This window comes from bacterium, from assembly GCA_037128595.1.
Classification (GTDB): Bacteria; Verrucomicrobiota; Kiritimatiellia; order CAIKKV01; family CAITUY01; genus JAABPW01.
In genome coordinates this window covers 1-19229 of the sequence record JBAXWB010000003.1, presented here as the reverse complement: position 1 = coordinate 19229, position 19229 = coordinate 1, and the positions used below count along the sequence as shown (strand labels likewise).

The following is a 19229-nucleotide window of genomic DNA, read 5'->3' as shown; positions in this document are numbered from 1 at the left end:
TAATCATGAAAGCGCTCATCATACCAGGGATGGTTCCAACAGCGGAAGATCGGTCGATTGACTGGTCGAACCTGTCGGACAGTCAAAAGGCCGATGTGCTGTCCTGGGCAGAGGCGTTTTCAGAGGCGGCAAAGGCCGGCGTGGGGATTGGCCCCTCACTGGTGATGGTGGCGGAGCGGATGCGGGTGAGTGTGGCCACGGCCCGCCGCCAGTATGACTGGGTTTCAAAAGGCAAGAAATTGGCATCTGGTAAACTGGTGTGCGGCTGGCGGGCGCTGGTGGATTATCGGCAGCACAAGACTGAGGATGGTGACACGCCCATCCCGGCCGCCACTGTTCAGTGGTGGAAACAGATTATTGAGCAATTCAAGGGGCGCAAGAACTGCCTGAAACAGGCCCACAAGCGCTGTGTCGAATTATGGCGTGTCACCGATTATCCCATCCCGGGGTATGAGATCCGCCCGCCTGCAGATGTGCATGGGATCCCCAAGGGATGGAGCTATTCCAACTTCCTGCAACTGGTTAAGGAATCTAAGTTTGTGCGGTCCATGGCCAACACCGGGGCCAAGGCCGCATCCCAATTCGCGTTTCACATCCCCACCACCCGGGTGGGGTTGGAAGCGGGACAGTACATGATGCTGGATGATGTCTGGCATGATTTCAAAGTCAAGCCCACGCTCAAAGCGCCAGCCGGTCGGCTGCTGGAACTCACCGCCCTGGATTTATTCAGTGCCAAGAAAATCTGTTACGGCCTCAAATGCGAAACCACGGATGACATCACCGGGATCCGGAAGCGCCTCCAGGAACGGGACATGCGCTTTTTGCTGGCAGCGATGTTCAGCCTTCATGGATACCGCAAGGCGGGGACCACGTTGGTTTGTGAGTCGGGTACCGCGGTTGTACGTGATGACATAGCCGCGGCCCTGTTCGATTGCACCGGCGGTGCGATCCATGTGGAAACGGGAAAGTGCAAAGGGTCACCAGCCTTCCCCGGGTGGTACCGGGGCCGTGCCGGTGGCAATCCCCGCTTCAAGGCCGCCCTGGAATCCTCATTCAACCTGGTTCACAACGCCACGGCCATGTTGCCAGGTCAGACCGGCAGCAATGAGCGGGTGAATGGGCCTGAGGAATTATTCGGCCGCACGGAGAATGACAAGGCGCTCATCAAGGCGATCGCCGGGCTGCAGTTGCGCCCCGAGAAACTGGATATGATCCGATGGGACTTCATGCTGATGAGCCAGGCCTCCAGCATTCTTTCAGACATCTATGCCTGGCTGGATAGTCGGACAGAACACGATCTTGAAGGCTGGGAAACCGCCCAGCTGGTCACAGGGCAGGTTCGCGTTGATCCCCGCTCACCACACTGGACGCCAACCTATGCGCTCCCTATGCAGACAAAGGATCATGCCGATGCCATGGCGTCACTGATGAAGCTGCCCGGGTGTTTCAGCCTCCGGAAGATGTCACCATCTGAAGTCTGGGAGCGGGAGGCATCCGGACTGGTGAAAATACCGATGAGCGTACTTCCTCAAATCATTGGGGCGGATCTGTCAGAAGAGCGGAAACTGAATGATCACGGGGCGTTTCTGTTTGAGGACTCATCTATCAGTCATGAGCCCATGCGGTACCAGGGCATTGCTGTGAATGCGCAGGGTCACCAGGTGCTGCTCAACAACAACGAATCATACCGTACTTTCTGTAATCCATTCGACGCCAGGTTCCTGTTGGTCTGCGATGCCAAGGGCCGGTACATCGGCCGGTGTGAACGTGTGAACAAGGTTTGCAGGGCCGATGATCAGGGAATGCATAGGGCAATGGGTCAGGCCGCCCATGCGAATGCAGCCCGGGCGCGGGCGTTCCTGGGGCGCAGCGCTGGGCAGGCTGAACAGCGGGCGGAGGATGATCAATGGAATGAGACGATTCTGTCCGGGGCGCCGGTCCTGGAATCAGAGATTGAGACGGACGAAACTGTCAGGGATACACGAGTCACCGCGGGAGATCGTAAGGCCGCCACTGAGCATGGCGATTTTACGGCGGCTGTCACGGATCCCGGACAGGATGAATTTAGCGCGGCAGAGATTGCCGAGCTGTTGAAAACGGAAAAATAAAAAGGGAGTAATGGTAATGGATGAGATTGGAAAGAATGGGACGGTTCCGGGTGCTGAGCGGGCGTTGGAAGCAAAAGCGGCAAGCGCTCACAGCAGGATTAATATCCCGCTGAATCTGGACAACTGGAAGGCCCTTGAAAAAGGAGTGCAGGATGATCTTCTGTGGTTTCACCAGCATCTCCTGGATAACCACATGGGCTGGGATGATGCCGTTGAGGCGATTGAATATGATCGCACCACTATTTTCAAGGTTCTGAAGGGAATCTATGAGGGCAGTTATCCCAACGTCTGCAAGGGGATCCAGAGTTACAAGCGCATTGCCGAGACCCGCAGTACCATTCAATCCAATGAGATTGTGGACAACGGGATTTCCCAGATGATTTCAGCGGGACTCGATTACGCCCTGGCTAACAATTCCATCACGATGATCATTGGGGAAAGCCGGATGGGAAAGAGCGTGGCCACCAAGAAATGGCGTGATGAAAACAATCACGGCCGCAGTGTCTATGTGGTGGCCCCTCCCTATGGTGGCACCAAGATGCTCCTGCGCCGCATTGCTGACGTTGTCGGGGTGAGTAAGAACCTCTGTGTGCCGCAACTGATGGAGGCCCTGAGCCGGGCATTCAATAAGAACCGGATCCTGATTGTGGATGAGGCCCATCGGCTGCTCCCCGGGGACCGCCGGACAAACCCCGTCAATATCGAGATCCTACGTGACCTTTACAATGATGGCCAGGGATGCGCCCTGGCACTCATTGCCACCCAGCGCTTTGATGATGAGCTCCGCAAGGCCCATTACCAGTTCGAGCAGGTCCTGGGGCGCATTGGGATGCCTATCCGGCTTCCTAAGCGCATCAAGGTCAAAGACTTCAAGCCAATCGTCAACCAGTACCTGAAGGATCCCAGTGACAAGTTAATTCAGGCCCTTGACCAGATCGCCAACAGCCTCGGCCGCCTGGGTATCCTGGTTGAGACCCTAAAGGTTGCCAGCCGGATCGCCAACAAGTCCCGGCAACCCATGACAGAGGAACATGTGTGGAAAGCCATCGCCCTGCGCCAGCAAATGATGGGCGAAAAACAGGAGGGGAAATAATAATGACAACTAAAACCACCAGGACATTTGATATCGGATTAATGTGTGAACCGCTTGTCAAACAACTTGCAGGATTGGCCCCGGCAACCGATCTTATGAGTTTCGATGAATATTCTCAGGCAATTTCACGCCTCTGCATATTCGGACTTTTAACAGATTCTCAAACTGAGTCTGCGCGACGGAGACTGGTTAAAAAGGTGCAGAAATCAATTAAAAAGGCTCAATCATGAAAAACCCGTGGGAAGATGGCCGCGTTTTTTGTGGTGTAAAATCTCAGTATTGTGGGGTTGAAGACAGGCTTAGAATCATTAAAAATATGCCTCCTACTATTCTTAGGGCTGCACTCGCTTGGCCGGACACTCAGAAAACCGTTCGTTTGGCAATAGACCGACATCTCTGAAAATTACAGAAAGGGAATGCAAAATAATGAGCCTGTCAAAAGATAGTCGTGGGCTGCTTATTAATGCGCTCAATAATGCAAATTGGGCATTAATGGATATCGAAAAAACTCCCATTAAACGACGTTCTCCCTCCAAAAGAGATATTTTAATTAAAAAATGGATTAATGAGGCTATCGATAACCTTGTGAATGCGCTGAATATTTAAGGGGTGAATATGAAGATTGGGAAACGTAAAAAAGGCGGCTGTGTCTTCACCGCCCGATGCCAGAAAAAAGGCATCTGTTACTGGAAGAAATGCCGGTTCTATCGGGAGAATCTAGCGGGATTGGAGATTACGACATGAAGCAAAGTCAGGTGGAAGACATCATTGGAAACATTATTCTTGTAGGTGCGTGTGTGGCTCATGAGGAATGGGTGAGGATTTTTCTTTGTGGGCTATGCTTTGGACAATTTATTCTCGTTATTCTTCACCGGAATAAAGAAAACCGTGAAAAGGATCAGCAATGACTGAGGCAATGATCAAATCAGTTTCCGACTGCGACTACGTCCGCACGATCGGGGCCTTGACTGTGATCCTGGATCTGACCATGCGCAAGATGAAGGAGATCCGGGAGAAGGATGGCCGCCCACATCATGTGGCCGCCATGGGCCATATCCGGACCGCTCTTGATTATGAGCGCAAGGTGTTATCGGAGTTGACCGATCCAAAGAGCATGGCGGCGATATCGGGGATCGCTCTTGGGGAGATATTGGAAATGAAGGCATCGGGAGCTGTGGCGCTGCTGGAGGGATAATATTTATGCTTACAAAACCCCAACAATCTGTATACCGGCCCCTCGTCGAAAAGGCGTGGCTAGAGCATTGCAGATTGGAGGGGCTTTCCCCGAACAATAAACCCGCAAAAGAAACCTGGTACCGTGACCAGGTGCACAGTGCCACCGGCTTGTGGTCCACCCGTGACGCTGATCCCACCCGTGACTATCAAACCCTCCTTGACCGATTCATGCTTCTTGCCGGGGATCCACAGCCCATCATCATCAAAGGTTGGACCCAGTCGCAAACATCGTGGTTCTCAAAGGAAGCCCGAAAATCATTCGACATCGGCCGCACAACGGGCCTATTTCCTGATGACCTTGATTTCAATGACTGGGTTTCTGATCTGCTTCTTTCCCATGGCATCATGGGGCATCACGCTACCGATCGCCGTGAGTCATTTGATAAGGTAATGGCCGAGCTCGCCACCATCTCAGGAGATGACCATCTCATTGACCACTTTTCACAGGCAACGGAGATCCGGGTGAGGTGGGGGATAACTCAGTACATGTCAGATCTCTCCTGGCTGGAGAAGACTCCTGTTACATGGGAGTATGTCCGGGCGATCTGGACGCAATCAAGCCTTCTACCTGATCTAGCTGAAGCCCCATCCGCCATTCTCATCAAAGTTTTACAGATGCTGGACACCCATATTCGCCGCCTCTGCAAGCGCTTAGAAATCCGTCCAAAATGCCTTCCAACAAGGTGCAATCCTGACACTTGCAAAGGCGACTGCCGATGCCCTGAAGGCGTTCCCGCTAAGTATATGAAAGGCGGCTCATCAGAACCCCCTTCTGAAGTGCCGTTTTAAGAGCAGTTTTTCTGCTTTGCAACGCCAGTTTTTCACCTCTGCATCACCCTTAAAACTTCCCTGCATTTATATTGCAAGTGAGACTTATTTCTCGCATAAGGTGTCTCAGTAACAGGCAAATGAGACATAATATCTCAGATCGTTGATAAAAATTCTCAAATGGCGTTGTTCAATACAGCGCTAATGCTTGAGCTACGGATGGTCTCCGACCAAGAGAATTGCCGAGCGAAGGATGGCGCCCTTCGAAGCACCAGGCGTACCCGCCGCAGGGCGTAGTAGGGCGGCGAGATTGAAAAGGATATTAAAGCGCCTGACGGCTTGAGTTACGGATGGTCTCCGACCAGGAGAATTGCCGGCTGCGTCTTAAGGTGGCGTTCGACGTCCCGGCGAACGATTACTTGCCCCCCTGCCGCCCATCAGCCGCCGGGACGTCGGCTGCCACCTGTGCATGCACACTTCGGCCTGACTAAATTTACTCCGCCAGAGGCGTAATCAACTCGGGATAAATGACGGCATACCGTTGATTGTTCAACCAGTATTCCCGCCCTTTTACCGTCAAGCGTCGATCAACCAGGGCGGGTAGCTGCGATTCATTGCCCCGGAGATAACACAAGGTTACTTTTTGTTGATTGCGCAGGGTCACCAACCGGTAATCCATGCCACGGAAAAACGCCAGGGGGACCCGCTCAACCAGCCCCGACCGCTCCACCAACGCCCCCTGCCCCAACACCGGCGCAAGGTCATCCCGGCTCAGCCCCGCAGGCAGTTCCCGAGACAACGGCGGATTGGCCACTACAGCCCCCTTCTCCCCAGCCGGCCCCGGCGTTCCCTCAACCTTGACAGGCGCAGCCGGCACCGTCTCCTCAATCGCCTGAACCACCGTGCGACTGATCCATAACACAAGCTCGGCCGGGGCGGCCACTTTCAGCCAATCCCCGTGACTTTCCATTTCAGTTAATGCCGCGCCCTGACTGACCGTCCCCACATCACGATAACTGATGCCGGGTCCGGAGCGGAGCCGGATTTTATCGCCCGTCACCACGCCTGCCTTCACAAATTGCTTCTTTATCCAAAGCCCCGCATTCGTCGGCGCCAGAACCCCGAACCAATCGCCGTCCATCCGGACAACCGTCAGGACCTGGCCCGCCTGGACTTGAGACACCACTTCAGTTCCTGCATCCGGCCGGACACGAACATTGACATCATCCGCAACCACCCGGACCTGAAGGTTAGTCGATTCCGCCGCACCGGCAGAAAGCAGGCTTCCCAAAACCAAGGCTATCCAATATTTCTTCATGTTAACTCCCGATCAACAAGGAACTATCAGGCATGCGCTTCGCCAGCCTCACGGAACAAGGTCTCGATTTCAGCCCGGGACAATGCCCGCACTTTCCCCAAGGGCAAGGTCCCCAACGTCAGGGAGCCCACGGAAATACGCTGCAAGGTCAATACGCGGAGCTTCAACTCCCGCACCATGCGCCGCACCTGTCGTTTGCGGCCTTCCCGGAGAGTAATGAGATATTCGGAGGGCCGCGCCAGCACAGGACTGACCGCCTCCGCGTGAAGCATCTCGCCCTCTGATTCAATCCCCGAAAGCATGCGGCGTCTGGCCTGCTCGGGCAACGGATAATTCAGGCGGACATGGTAGATCTTCGCCACTTCATGGCGGGGATGAGTCAAGCGCAGCGCCAACTCGCCATCGTTGGTGACAATCAACAGCCCCTCGCTATCCTGATCCAGTCGTCCGACAGGATAAAGGCGCTCGGTAATTCCTGGAAAAAAATCAAGGAAGGTGCGCCGCCCATGCGTATCCTGACAGGTGCATAGCACCTCGCCAGGCTTATTGAGCATGAAGTAGAGCTTCTGCTGGGGAAACACCTGCTGCCCATCCATGGCGACCACATCGACGCCCGGCGTGACAGAAACGCCCTGCTGGGACACGACCGCTCCATTGACAGAAACCCGGCTGTCTGCGATGAATTGCTCGCAGGCACGCCGGGATCCTACGCCACAGGAGGCGAGATATTTCTGAAGACGAACCAGCTTACTCAGGCTTCGTTTTGGGAAGCCCTTGTCCGCGGTTGCCCTCTTTCCACTTCCCGCGCTTGCGCAGGAGGTCAACTCTTTCGAAACGCTTAAGGACATTACGCTTGGTGGCGATTTTATCCGCCGACTTTAAACTTGAATGCATCGACATGATCGTACTCCAACTCTTTAACCTGCTTTCATTACAGGGCCGCAGATAATGGCGAAAAGAAGCCCCGCTGTCAATAGCTTGCGTTGCTTTTTTAAAGACACTGGGTTATGGTGCTTGAAATCGGAGGATACATGTTTAATTGGCAATTGGATCGGCCACTGGCCGTTTTTGATATTGAGTCGACGGGAATCAACCCGAGGTCTGACCGCATTATTGAGTTATCAATCGTGAAACTACTCCCTCCCAAGGGGTTGCAGGAGCTACGAACGTTTATCGTCAACCCGGGCATCCCCATCCCTCCTGAATCCTCGGCGATCCATGGCATCACCGAGGCGGACGTAGCCGGTAAGCCCCTGTTCAGGGACCTGGCGCCTGAAATCTACCGGTTTCTGGAAGGATGTGACCTGGCCGGCTACAATATCATCCGGTTCGACATCCCCATGCTGATCGAAGAATTTCTGCGAGCCAGCATTAACTTCAGCATGGAAGGCCGCCGCATGGTGGATGCCCAGCGCATCTACCACAAGCGGGAGCCCCGCGACCTCAAAGCCGCCCTGCAGCATTACTGCGGGGAACTGTTTCTGGAAGGACACCGCGCAGAAGCCGACGCCCTGGCCACCGTGAGAGTGCTTGAAGGGCAGTTCAACCGGTACCCGGATCTTCCCAGAACCATGAATGAACTCGACAAGTATTGCGATCTCCGCGACCCGTCCTGGGTGGATCGTGACGGTAAACTCCGCTGGGTCAACGGTGAGATCGCCATTAATTTCGGCAAGAAAAAGGGCGAAAAACTCAGCGACCTCTCCAAGCGTGACCCTAACTTCCTCCGCTGGATTCTCAAAAGCGATTTCGCAAGCGACACCAAGGCCATCGTCGAGAAAATCTTGAACGGCGAGAAAGTCAGTCCCGTCGGCTCCGCCTTGACCGATCAGTTGTCCGCCTTGAAAGGGACTGATCTCGACTGAGCCGAGAGGTCATTCATCACACGCAGCACCACCTGCCCCACTATTTCAAGACTATTGGCACTGAGCTTGTCCAGCGTATCGTTGGCGGTATGCCAATAGTCATTGAGATGGGGGGCCGAGCCGTATTGAAAATCAATGAGATCAACCGCCGGAATCCCTTTGTCCAGAAACGGCTGATGGTCATCCAGAATGGTATAATCACTTAACGCGAAGACCGCCCGTGTTCCGGCCGCAGCGGCCGCCTTGAACACCGCCGCCATTAATGCGGGATCACTATTGCGTGGGAGGGTGACGTTCAGGTCTCGATCGCCGATCATATCAACAAGGATAAAGGCCTGCACCTTGGGAACCCGGCCCTCAGCGACCAGCTTACCCGCCAGATGCCGACTCCCGTGTAACCCATCATTTGGCCCATAGTTCACCCGGCATTCCTCACCATCCAGGAAAACGAGCCAGACTTCATTCCCTGCGGCAGAAGCGGCTTTCAGCACCGGCGCCATCGCCAACAGTAATCCCACCCCGGATCCGGAGTCATTTGCACCAACAAAGGAGTCGATTCCGGACTTCAGATCGTAATGAGCGCCCAGAATGATGATGCGTTTTTGGAAACCAGGGATAACGCCGATGACATTCCTGAACGTCTTGACCCCGTCGGGGGTCGCCTCTTCAAAGGTGTCCATCGAGGCCGAAACGTCCATTTCCTGTAAACGCCTGACCAGATAATCGGCCGCTTTCCCGGCCGCAGGAGACCCGGCTACCCCGGACCCTGACTTCAAGAAGTGATCCACTTCAGTGAAGGCATCCGACCCCTTGAACTCAGAAACCTGATAATCAGCCTTGATGGCGGGCGCCATCACCTCTTGTCGCCCACACGAGGCCATCAGCAGAAAAACAGGAATTAAGGCCCAACCGCCTGACCGTCTAAGGCTTAACCCCTTCCCCCTCATCGTTCCGCAAGCCCGCAAAGCTCAAGAATGCGATCCAAGTCGTCGTTCGTGTAGATATCGAGTTGGATGTACCCCTTGACTTTCCGGCCGTTGGCCGTAGTCCGGCAGGGATGAACCTGAACACTGGTTCCAAAATGCTGATGGAGCTTATCCGTGAGATACACGAGATGGCTTGCTGGGATATCCTCTTTCTCGACGGCCTTTTTCCTGGGAGTTTTTCGGGAATGCTCCACAATCCGCTCTAGTTCCCGGACCGAGACGCCCTCCTTGATGATGCGTTCCGCCATTTTGCATTGTTCAGGCTCAGTCGCAAGCGAGAGCAACACCTTGGCGTGCCCGGTCGAAATCAGTCCCTCAGCGAGAAACTTTTTTACTTCTTTTGGAAGCAACAACAGGCGGAGCGCATTGGCCACCGACGCCCGGGCCTTACTCACTTTTTGCGCAATCTCGTCCTGGGTCAGCTTGAAGGTTTGCGCCAGGACCTGATACCCCTCGGCCTCCTCAACCACATTTAAATCCGCCCGCTGCAGATTCTCAATCAGCCCGATTTCCAGAGCCTCCAGGTCGGTGGCCTCACGCACCACCACAGGCACCTGCTTCAGCCCGACCTCCTGCGCGGCCCGCCAGCGCCGCTCACCGGCAATCAGCTCATATCCATCTTCCGCCTGGCGAACCAGGAGGGGTTCCAGCACGCCATGCTCGCGCACCGAGGCGACCAGTTCATCCAGCGCCTCCCGCACAAAGGTCCGACGCGGCTGAAAGGGATTGGGCCGGATCTTGACGACCTCAATCATCAACGGCCCCCCTGTGCCAGATACCGGCGCAGGGGTCGGGGCCGCCACGGTGGGAGTATCCTTAATCAACGCACTCAACCCCCGACCCAAACCGTGTTTTACCGCCATCCCTCATCCCTCCTGTCAACCATCATGCAATAACAAAACATTTATTTACGGGCAAAAAGCTGACCGGGCCGGGCGCGAGGATCCATCGCAGGGCGCGCCGACAAACCGGGCTTACCCATCTCGTCGTCACCCTTCACCGTATCAATTGAGGCGGCAACGGGCACATCCAGATCAAGCGTCACATCGCCGGAAGCCGACTCGACCGGCGTAATCTCGGACTTGCCCACCAGACTGACCCCTTCTTCCACAACCAACCGCCGCGCCTTGATATCACCGGACACCCGGGCCGTCCCCTTCAGCTCAATGCGTTCCTTCGCGATGATGTTGCCCTTGATCATGCCATGCACCACCACCGACGCAGCGACCACATTGCCTTTGATCGCGGCCCCCTTCTCCACAGACACATCGCCCGTTGTCGTGACATCCCCATTGACTTTGCCAGCCATCTTAATGCTGCCCGAGCACTTGATGGAGCCGTTAATTTCCACATCATCCGCAATAATCGTCCTGACTTCTTCCATGATCATGTCCTTTATTTGTGTTTTCATTCTACATCGAAATCCTAATCGTAATCTTAATCCTCATCTTAATCCACTTCTGAGCGAGTGATTATGATTAAGATTACGATTAAGATTTATGGATACATTCCCACCCGCGTCAGTCCGGTTGCCTCCGGCAGATCAAACAGCAGGTTCATATTTTGAAGCGCGGAGCCCGCCTGACCTTTGACCAGGTTATCAATATGGGCGATCACCCGCAGCCGCCGGGTGCGCGCATCCACATCCACAATCAGGTTGCAGTAGTTCGTCCCGCGCACATGAATGGTTCCAATATTGGCATTCCGGTCAAAAATCCGGACAAACGGGCTATCCTTGTAGAATTCACGGTACAAGGCGATCACCTCTTCAACCTTCGTATCGGCCTTCAATTGCCCGTACAGGCTGGAGAGAATCCCTCGACACACCGGAACCACCTGGGCCGTAAACGTCACCCGGATATCCACGCCCGCCTGCAAGCTCAACTCCCGCTCAATTTCGCACACATGCTGATGGCCGGACAGTTTGTAGGCATTTACATTTTCATAGCGCGCAGGGTAGTGGAAGGACGCATTGAGTTTTTTTCCCGCGCCAGACACACCGGTCTTACAGTCACAGATTGCGCTGAAAGGATCAATCAAGCCGTGCTTCACGGCCGGGGCCAGCCCCAGGATACAGCTCACCGCAAAACATCCGGGATTTCCGACCACCCGCCGCTTGGAATTGATCTTACGCCGATGTAATTCCGGAACCCCGTACACCGCTTCGGGCAGAAGCTCCGGGGCCGTATGTTGGGGATCACGTCCAATGCGGGTGGCATAGGCAGCATAGCTCTCGGGGGTATTGAATCTGAAGTCCCCGCTATAATCGACCAACTTGGCCCCACTGGCCAAAAGTTCGGGCGCCATCTTCATTCCTACCCCGTCCGGGGTGGCCATAAACACCACATCCACCGGCTGTTTTACGGAAGGGTCCGTGGGGGCGACCACGAACATATCACAGGCGCCGGCCAGATGCGGATAGATCTGACTGATCGGCACACCGACATCCGTCAAGCTGACCAGTCCGGCAATTTTGACATCCGGATGCCCGAGTAACAGCTCAATAATCCCCACTCCCCCATACCCGCTGGCACCAATAACCCTTGCAGTAATCACTCTGGCTCTCCTTGAAGTTGAATATTGAAAGTTCAAAGCTGAAAGTTCACCTTGAAACGGCCGATTTTAGCCAGTCAACACTCAACTTACAACTTTGAACTTTGGACTCGAAACTTTGAACTCTTACATATTCCTGACGGGCGGCAGATGCTGCAGGCGCACCCGGCTGAGATAGGTGAGGATACCCCGCGCGACCCCTTCCGCAATCTTATCCCGATAATCGGCATCCAGAATTTTCTTAGCTTCCCCGCGGTTGGACAAAAATCCGCACTCCACCAGAGCGGCGGGACTGCTGGCATTGCGGATCACATAAAACCGGGCCCGCCGAATCCCGCGATCGAAGGCACCCGTGTGAGCTAACAGCCCCTTCTGCAGATATTGGGCCAGCACGACATTTGCCCCATCGTACCGGTTACCGGAGCAGTCTTTACGTTGCAAGCTAAGCACATTTTGCTCCAGTTCCACCGTTGTCGGGTAGCCCGATGCAGGGACAATATAAGTCTCCAATCCTGATATTGCCTGATTACGGGATGCATTCAAATGGATGCTCACAAACACATCCGCGCCATAGCGGTCGGCCCGCCAGCATCGCTCTTCCAGGCTCATCGTCGCATCACGATCCCGCGTCAACATCACATTCACCTGGCTCTCACGCAGCCGGGCCCGCACGCGCTTGGCGATATCCAGGGTTAAACCCTTTTCCTGCAGGGACCCTTGCCCGGCGCCGGGATCAGCCCCGCCATGCCCGGGATCAAGCACCACCAAAGCCGACTCAGCTTTTCGCAGGGCCCGCGAAGGGAGCAGAACGGCTCCAACGGTATCCACGGCATCCACCGGAGTAATCACCCAATTTCCAGCCGCTTTCAAAACGCTCCGGTTCAAGTATAAGGAAACTCCGTTCACCACCACCCGCCGGCTGCCGGCCTCGAAAATCACGGTACTGGTGCGACTTCGATACACGGCGCTCTTCCCGTATTCAGCAGGAGCCCCGAACCCATAAGACGCCATGACTTCATTCAATCCTAATCCACGGAACACAACGGCCTCGGCCGGCATCGACAGGACCAGCAGCAATAGGGCAACTATCAATCCCGCCCCTATTCTTCCCGCTATCAGCATGATCCTTGCCACCGTTTTTTGTCCTGTCTGTGTTATGATTTTTTGTAGCCGCAAACCACGTACTTTGATATACGGAACAAGAGTATGTCAAGCGACATACAGCTCTACGCATCAATTACACAAGGGGTATGAACCATGGCTGAAGTGACTCTTGAACAGGTTCCGCAGAAGATCAAGGATTTGTTCAATCGCGGCTTTGTGGCCATGGAGCGCGGTAATCTGGACTATTCCATCGACATGTTCACCGCCTGTCTGGCCCTTGAACCCCGGCTTCATAAGGCCCGGAAATTCCTGCGGGCCGCCGAAATCAAGCGCTTCAAAAGTCAGGGTGGCGGGCAGCTTACGCACCTCATTTCCTCCATTACGGGATTCTCCAACCTGATCAAAGCTCAGGCGCTGCTTAAATCCAAACCCATGGAAGCATTGCAAGCCGCCGAAAAGCTGCTGCTAAAAGACCCCTTGAACCTGAATTATATCAAACTCCTCGATAATGCCGCCCTCGCCGCTGGCGAACCCGAGATCGCCGTCCAAACACTCGCGATCGCGAAAGAGCATTACCCGCAGAACACCGACCTCCTGGAACGGCTGGGGCGCCTGTACATGTCCACCGACCAACCCCGCCTCGCCAGAGAGTGCTTCGAGACACTCTGCGAGATCAAGCCGCAGGATAGTGGCGCACTGAAGCTCCTGAAAGACGCCATGGCGATCGACAGCATGTCTAAGGACGGCTGGGAAAAGGTGGGAACAAAGGGCACCAAGTTCACCGATCTCATCCGCGACCGGAAAGAGGCCGATATGCTCGCCCGCGAGTCCAAAGCCGTGGTGGATAAAAATGACACCACCATCATGATCGAGGAAAACAAGGCCCGGATCAAACGCGAGCCGGGGAATATGAATTACCGGCGCGCGCTGGCCAATCTTTATAAAGACAGCAAGATGTTCGCTGACGCCATCACGACCCTCCAGGAGGCCCAAGTCGTATCCGGGGGGCGCGACCCTCAGATTGATCAGACGATCAGCTCCATTCGGATTCAAATGATGGATGAAGAAATCACGAAGCTCAAGGCGGCCGGCATGACCGCAGGCGTCGAAGCGAAACAAAAAGATCGCGAGCTATTCCTGACCAGCGACCTCCAGGATCGCGTGACGCGTTACCCGAATGATCTGCAATTGAAGTATGAGTTCGGCATCCTGCTGTTTGAGCAGAACCGGATCAATGAGGCCATCCAGCAATTCCAAGCCTCGCAACGCAATGCCCAGCGCCGGATTCAGTCGCTTTTCTATATCGGCCGGTGCTTCCGGGCCAAACAGCAATACGATATGGCCATCGACCAGTTGCAACAGGCTGTGGCCGAATTACCCGTTATGGACGACACCAAAAAGGCCGTGGTGTATGAACTCGGTGCCATCTTTGAGCTTACTGGACGTGCGCCCGAAGCCATGGAGTGCTTCAAACAGATTTATCAGATCGAAATCGGCTATCTCGATGTGGCCGCCAAGGTCGAGCAAGGCTATGGCAAATAGTCAGAACAACCGGTTGATGGCCCCAAACCCGGTAAAGACCTGAGACTTTTCGACAATCGGACTGGCCGTAAGTTCCGGAGCCAGGAAAATGACACTGGCAGAGAGAATAACACGCCAATCGTTCCTCAATTCACGCAAAACGGACAACCCGATCTCGGGATTCACCACATCGCCGGGCTCATACGCCGGACGTCCCTCACTGGCAAGATCTGCAGGCACTCCATATTCTTGCCGAGGAATTGAATACCTGGACCGGAACCCAGAAGTTTCTTGAGAACATGGGCTTCACTCATGCCCCGGTTGAGCACACCTTGCCAATCCAGATCGGCAATATCTTCGGTGCTTTTGACTCGCACGTTGACGGAATGGCCCGATATATCGGCCTGACGATCCCCCTTCGTAATGTCAGGAATGCCCTGAAAACGAACAACGGGGCTTTGCATCGTGAACTGGTCGAACGGATGGGGACCGCCTGGATAAGACGCCTCACACAAACTACAAATAACCTCGCCGGCTCCCAGGTCATTCATCAGGGAGTGGGCAAGGTCATTGCCAATCTGTCCTCAAACGTCATGCGCTCAGTCCTGGCCTGGAATCCCGGACCCTACTGGAACAACCGTCTCCCCGGTTCGTTCCTGCTGGCTGCTTATATCGCCAAGGACCATCCCAAGGCCGCGTCAATCATGCTGGCACATCTCGCACACCCAACCCTGATTAAGACGACCAGGATCCCTCTCCCAAGTCTGCCGTCAACTCAGGAGAACATGCGGATCCTTGATTTCCTGATGGAACATGGGTATCTGGGCGACCGCTGGGCCGGTGATTACAGTCATATCGCTTCACCTGTCGCACGCGGGTTGGTCCCAAATACCAGAAGCAAAGTGGCCATGGTTGTTCGCCATTGGGGGAATGAATCCCTGAATCCCATGATGCACGCGGAACAGCGCAATGCTATTATGGCGTTCAAGGGGCTGGTAGCGGAGGGGGTTTCAGAGCGGGAGACTCGTACCATCATCGCCAATGGCACCCGTGCCACCCAGAACAGTAGCAGTGATATTGATGACTCGCCATTCATTCAGGATGTCAGGGAGTCCACCCTGGGCGGCTTGTTCCCGTTCCTGAGCCAGAATGTGACCGCCCGCAATTTCCTGATCGAGCAAATTCTCGACGGAAGCAAGAAGGGCATCGCCTTGGCGGCACTGGGTCTATCGGCATCCTTGATAGCCACGGTCATGATCCATGCTTTCCTGCGGTCACTGAGGGCCGGCCCTGACGATGATAAGGATAAGGCTGAAGAAATGGCCCTGTTGGACGGGATTAACCAGTCCATGGACACCGTTGTCCCCGGATCAGGCCAGGTCATGGACAAGGTCTTCAGCGCGGCTTCAGGGACTTACCTGAGCGGTGGAGGCCTGATAATCCAGAAGCCTCTCGACGAAATCGCGTATTTCGCTGGAAACCTGCTGAATGACAAGCCGGTTGATATGGACAAGATTGTTAAGGTAATCAAGGCGGCTACACAATTAATGGGGCTCCCGGTGGGCGGGCTATATTCAGTATTCGGGATGGCCAAGGGACTGGCCACGGATTATGAGCCCACGACAGATGCGGAAAAGACGCGCCGGGCCATTTCCATTATCCACAACACCATTCACGACCGGACTTACTCACGGGGCCAATCGGATAGCCAGGCTGATATCTTGCGTCAAACCCTGATTCGCAAGGGCTTGATAAAGCCCACCGTGACAGAAGGTGAATTCAAGGGGCGGGTCTGGCGGCATGTCAAAGCGGCGGAATCCCGTTAACGTCAGCCTTGATGCGCCGAGGAATCCGCGCTCGGCGCGGGTCCTGAAATCTCCGAGGCATTGTTCGGCTCTTCATTTTCTCCACAGAATACAAAGTGCGCTTGGCTCATGCTCGGAGCAAATAGGCGCCACGACTCCCCGCATTTCGATCCGCCGGATTCCGCTGGTAACACGATGAGTTTGAGGTCGTGACCCAAAACAAGATCAAAGGCACCCGCTTCCGCGAAGCCCCAATCACTTCCATCTTGTATGTTATGATTCCAAAGAACCAACACACACACTTTGCCCATTCAGCGTATTCATTTCCATTATCGTCTCGCACCCTCACACGGTCCACGGTTTGCCCTCTGGAACAATGTCAAGAAAAAGGCCCCCGGAAAAAATGCCCATTCAGCTTTGAATTGAAGAAATCCCTTCACATATCCGGAGGCCAGAGATATAACTGATAAATAATCCACGAAGTAAAAAGTGCAGATATCACGAGAACTAATATTAAAATCTTAATTTTCATAATGTTAAGCCAACGTTAGCCTTCACGCGCGGCGCGTCAGCGACGTACCCAGCAGGCCGTGGTTCTGTGATCATTTCATCTTTAATTTACCTAGTCTCCGTTTGGTCTTCCCGAAGAGGTCCGTCTCGGTTGAGAGTTTGACGACTTCAAACTTCGCACATACCCATTTGTGGTCAGCCGTCCAATTGTACTTGCCAGCTTTGTCCACAAGCCAGACGCAATCGAGTCCATCCTGCGGGGAATAGTAGCCAACTCTCCTAATCTCCCCAATCTCATGACCTTGCTTTCGGGCATATGGCCACAATCGATGGAGCCTTAGGACAGTTCGCGGTGGCAATGGCTTCGGCTTCATCATTTCATCTCTTCACAGAACGGTCCGATTCTGGCTGAGGAGCGGAGCGACGAAAGCCAGAATTGTGTGGTTCGGGCTTATTTCATCATTCTAATTCGTTCGATTCCAGCTTTTCCCAAGACGTATACGAGCCAAGGTGCCGAACCGAAGTCCAGAAGCCCGGCAATCCAGTACCAGTGATTGATATGGGCGATGGGAATGTTCATCAATCCGATCCCACCCACAATTCCTCCGACTATTGGAATCACTGATGGAATGTTTGGCCGGTCCAGGATGTCTCTGCGGACGAAGAGAATCGGGTTGATGACAACGCAGAACAGCCAGAACGCAAGGCATGGCGCCGAGATGATCCACTCAACAATGTGTCGCTCTGTATTCATACATTATATTTTCTGGCCGAACGTCGACGGTCACCGGCGGTGAACCCGCCAGGATTCACCGTACGAGTCGACCGTGTTGTTCGCTGTTTGTCATTCCTCGTTGTTCGCTGCCCTTGTCTTGCTCGAACTCGCCAAAACCATATTTCATCCTTATGGCGATAAGGTCACGCTGCGCATTGCCGACAGTCCACGTGACCAAGAAGTCTGGATCCTCGATTACCTGTCCGGTTTCCTTTTCCCGATACTCTCCTGGTTTGGCCCGCAAGATGCCCTCCAAGTTGAATGGCAACATGAAAAGATCGCCATCATCTTTTTTTATTTGCAGAAACCCGTTGGTGAGGGCAACGATCTTTCCGTGGGTTTGGTGAAGCTCCGACCATCCCTGGTCAACATTTTCGAATGTCAACCCCATCAGTATCGTTTTTCCCAAGACATCAACGCTAGTAATCGGTTGTTCCTTCGACACCAGGCTCGTGATTAGTATAAATGCCGCACTTATAACGACAATCCCGATCGTCAATATTATCGGTTTTATTCTCATGTCTTAGCGAACGTTCACAATCTGGCTGAGGAGCGAAGCGACGATAGCCAGAATTGTGTGGTTCGCACATCTTTTGTCACATCGTGTCTCCGTGCCGCCAATTCTCCGGCTTGGCCTTTATATAAATGATCCTCATCTTTTGATCTATATAGATGAGTTCACCCAAAACACACGCCTCATATGCTGCAGCGGCGGGCACAACATTTTGAAAGGGGTCAATCTCAACGAATAGCAGAACATTTTGAGCAATCATTAAGTTGGCATTTCCACCTGGAGGCGCGCCTCCACCATAAAAGGAGACCGTCGCACCCCAATATTCCTTCCCATTGCCTGATCTTTCAGTCAAAACCGATGAAAGTAATTTATTCCCAAGTTGTATTGCTGCTTCGTTGGTGGGGAAACAGTTATGCTGGAATTCACGGCCTCTCTCTTGGAAAGCACGATCATTCCTTGAACTGTGTGTGGAGCACCCACATATCAGGATTCCTATAACCAATGATACAATTATGGTTCTCATATTCTTAATGCGAACGGCCACCTTCTCGGTCGGCGCGTCAGCGACGTACCGAGCGAGGTGTGGTTGGCAGTCCTCATCTCTCTGGTGGCTTGAAATTTGTGTAATCGATCACAGCTTGTCCTGAGAGAATCTTGACTTCCATCGTGTCGAGATCGAGTACAAATTCAGCCTTTTCCTCGTTCTTGATTTTCAGTTTCCCGTTCTGCATTTCAAGTTTCGTTATGAAACAGGTCTGAACATCGGTTTCAAGCCCGAATTTGTACTCGTGTTTGATAACATAAATCTGCCGACTCCAAATTTCACGTTTTGTCTTAATCCATGTCGCAACGACGAATCCCTCCCGATTGAGAGGGGCGGAGTATTCGATCCCGTCTTTGGACACTGGGGCGACGGTCTTAGGGGTGCTCCGCTTAGCGAAAGCAGGGGAGATGAGTAATGCAATCGTACACACCGTCACCAGCATGATAATCTTTTGCTTCATTATTTCTCCTCCTGCCAACGTCAGCCTTCAGAGTTGCCGAGCTTGCGAGGCATACTCTGCGAGGTTTGG

The 19229-nt window shown here is 53.9% G+C and carries 23 protein-coding genes; 11 read left to right on the top strand and 12 right to left on the bottom strand.

Translation table 11 applies throughout. From position 1 onward, the window contains the following. Positions 1–5: 5 nt before the first annotated feature. From WCS52_02195 to WCS52_02160, 8 genes are all read left to right on the top strand, one after another. The gene (locus WCS52_02195) at positions 6–2108 is read left to right on the top strand and encodes a hypothetical protein (GenBank protein ID MEI6165981.1); all 2103 of its coding nucleotides are present in this window, start codon (positions 6–8) and stop codon (positions 2106–2108) included. Between the two features lie 16 nt (positions 2109–2124). After that, positions 2125–3201, top strand: coding sequence for an AAA family ATPase (locus WCS52_02190; protein ID MEI6165980.1), 1077 nt, complete (start codon positions 2125–2127; stop codon positions 3199–3201). A 2-nt stretch (positions 3202–3203) separates the two neighbouring features. Continuing rightward, positions 3204–3431, top strand: coding sequence for a hypothetical protein (locus tag WCS52_02185; protein ID MEI6165979.1), 228 nt, complete (start codon positions 3204–3206; stop codon positions 3429–3431). Between the two features lie 196 nt (positions 3432–3627). After that, positions 3628–3807 carry a hypothetical protein gene (locus WCS52_02180; GenBank protein MEI6165978.1) on the top strand — a complete coding sequence of 60 codons (180 nt, stop codon included), beginning with the start codon at positions 3628–3630 and terminating at the stop codon, positions 3805–3807. 9 nt (positions 3808–3816) lie between these two features. Beyond that, a complete protein-coding gene (locus tag WCS52_02175; GenBank protein MEI6165977.1) occupies positions 3817–3945 on the top strand; it encodes a hypothetical protein in 129 nt (42 codons plus the stop codon). After that, a complete protein-coding gene (locus WCS52_02170; protein MEI6165976.1) occupies positions 3942–4109 on the top strand; it encodes a hypothetical protein in 168 nt (55 codons plus the stop codon). Before WCS52_02175 ends, WCS52_02170 begins: the two co-directional genes overlap by 4 nt. Continuing rightward, positions 4106–4396, top strand: coding sequence for a hypothetical protein (locus WCS52_02165; protein ID MEI6165975.1), 291 nt, complete (start codon positions 4106–4108; stop codon positions 4394–4396). Before WCS52_02170 ends, WCS52_02165 begins: the two co-directional genes overlap by 4 nt. A gap of 5 nt (positions 4397–4401) precedes the next feature. Next, positions 4402–5226, top strand: coding sequence for a hypothetical protein (locus tag WCS52_02160; protein MEI6165974.1), 825 nt, complete (start codon positions 4402–4404; stop codon positions 5224–5226). A gap of 472 nt (positions 5227–5698) precedes the next feature. Here WCS52_02160 and WCS52_02155 read toward each other — a convergent pair whose 3' ends face one another. Genes WCS52_02155 through WCS52_02145 form a run of 3 tightly spaced genes read right to left on the bottom strand, consistent with a single transcriptional unit; the run spans position 5699 to position 7423 of the window. After that, positions 5699–6523 (bottom strand): SH3 domain-containing protein, encoded by an 825-nt coding sequence (locus WCS52_02155; protein MEI6165973.1) that lies wholly within the window; start codon positions 6521–6523, stop codon positions 5699–5701. Between the two features lie 26 nt (positions 6524–6549). Further along, a complete protein-coding gene (locus tag WCS52_02150) occupies positions 6550–7269 on the bottom strand; it encodes a pseudouridine synthase (GenBank protein MEI6165972.1) in 720 nt (239 codons plus the stop codon). A gap of 1 nt (position 7270) precedes the next feature. Beyond that, positions 7271–7423, bottom strand: coding sequence for a small basic protein (locus tag WCS52_02145; protein ID MEI6165971.1), 153 nt, complete (start codon positions 7421–7423; stop codon positions 7271–7273). 131 nt (positions 7424–7554) lie between these two features. Here WCS52_02145 and WCS52_02140 point away from each other — a divergent pair, with 131 nt between their 5' ends. Then, on the top strand, positions 7555–8388 hold the full coding sequence (locus WCS52_02140; protein MEI6165970.1) for a 3'-5' exonuclease: 834 nt from the start codon (positions 7555–7557) through the stop codon (positions 8386–8388). On the opposite strand, the gene WCS52_02135 is transcribed toward WCS52_02140, so the two are convergent. The 5 genes from WCS52_02135 to WCS52_02115 form a co-directional block, all read right to left on the bottom strand. Continuing rightward, positions 8352–9242, bottom strand: a complete 891-nt coding sequence (locus WCS52_02135; protein ID MEI6165969.1) for a M28 family peptidase — start codon at positions 9240–9242, stop codon at positions 8352–8354. The genes WCS52_02140 and WCS52_02135 overlap by 37 nt on opposite strands. A gap of 89 nt (positions 9243–9331) precedes the next feature. After that, positions 9332–10237, bottom strand: coding sequence for a ParB/RepB/Spo0J family partition protein (locus tag WCS52_02130; protein ID MEI6165968.1), 906 nt, complete (start codon positions 10235–10237; stop codon positions 9332–9334). Positions 10238–10278: 41 nt separating this feature from the next. Next, a complete protein-coding gene (locus WCS52_02125; protein ID MEI6165967.1) occupies positions 10279–10785 on the bottom strand; it encodes a polymer-forming cytoskeletal protein in 507 nt (168 codons plus the stop codon). 86 nt (positions 10786–10871) lie between these two features. Beyond that, a complete protein-coding gene (gene argC / locus WCS52_02120; protein MEI6165966.1) occupies positions 10872–11930 on the bottom strand; it encodes an N-acetyl-gamma-glutamyl-phosphate reductase in 1059 nt (352 codons plus the stop codon). Between the two features lie 123 nt (positions 11931–12053). Continuing rightward, entirely contained in the window at positions 12054–13019 is a 966-nt protein-coding gene (locus tag WCS52_02115; GenBank protein MEI6165965.1) for an N-acetylmuramoyl-L-alanine amidase, read from the bottom strand. A gap of 165 nt (positions 13020–13184) precedes the next feature. On the opposite strand from WCS52_02115, the gene WCS52_02110 reads away from it, so the two are divergent. Further along, complete coding sequence (locus WCS52_02110; protein MEI6165964.1) at positions 13185–14573, top strand: tetratricopeptide repeat protein; 1389 nt, start codon at positions 13185–13187, stop codon at positions 14571–14573. On the opposite strand, the gene WCS52_02105 is transcribed toward WCS52_02110, so the two are convergent. Then, positions 14574–14792, bottom strand: a complete 219-nt coding sequence (locus tag WCS52_02105; protein MEI6165963.1) for a MipA/OmpV family protein — start codon at positions 14790–14792, stop codon at positions 14574–14576. It abuts the gene before it with no gap. A gap of 20 nt (positions 14793–14812) precedes the next feature. On the opposite strand from WCS52_02105, the gene WCS52_02100 reads away from it, so the two are divergent. Then, on the top strand, positions 14813–16378 hold the full coding sequence (locus WCS52_02100) for a hypothetical protein (GenBank protein MEI6165962.1): 1566 nt from the start codon (positions 14813–14815) through the stop codon (positions 16376–16378). 940 nt (positions 16379–17318) lie between these two features. On the opposite strand, the gene WCS52_02095 is transcribed toward WCS52_02100, so the two are convergent. The 3 genes from WCS52_02095 to WCS52_02085 all read right to left on the bottom strand — a co-directional run bounded on the left by WCS52_02095 (position 17319) and on the right by WCS52_02085 (position 19160). Next, on the bottom strand, positions 17319–17621 hold the full coding sequence (locus WCS52_02095) for a hypothetical protein (GenBank protein MEI6165961.1): 303 nt from the start codon (positions 17619–17621) through the stop codon (positions 17319–17321). 55 nt (positions 17622–17676) lie between these two features. Then, a complete protein-coding gene (locus tag WCS52_02090; GenBank protein ID MEI6165960.1) occupies positions 17677–18162 on the bottom strand; it encodes a hypothetical protein in 486 nt (161 codons plus the stop codon). Between the two features lie 590 nt (positions 18163–18752). Then, entirely contained in the window at positions 18753–19160 is a 408-nt protein-coding gene (locus tag WCS52_02085; GenBank protein MEI6165959.1) for a hypothetical protein, read from the bottom strand. Positions 19161–19229: the final 69 nt, after the last annotated feature.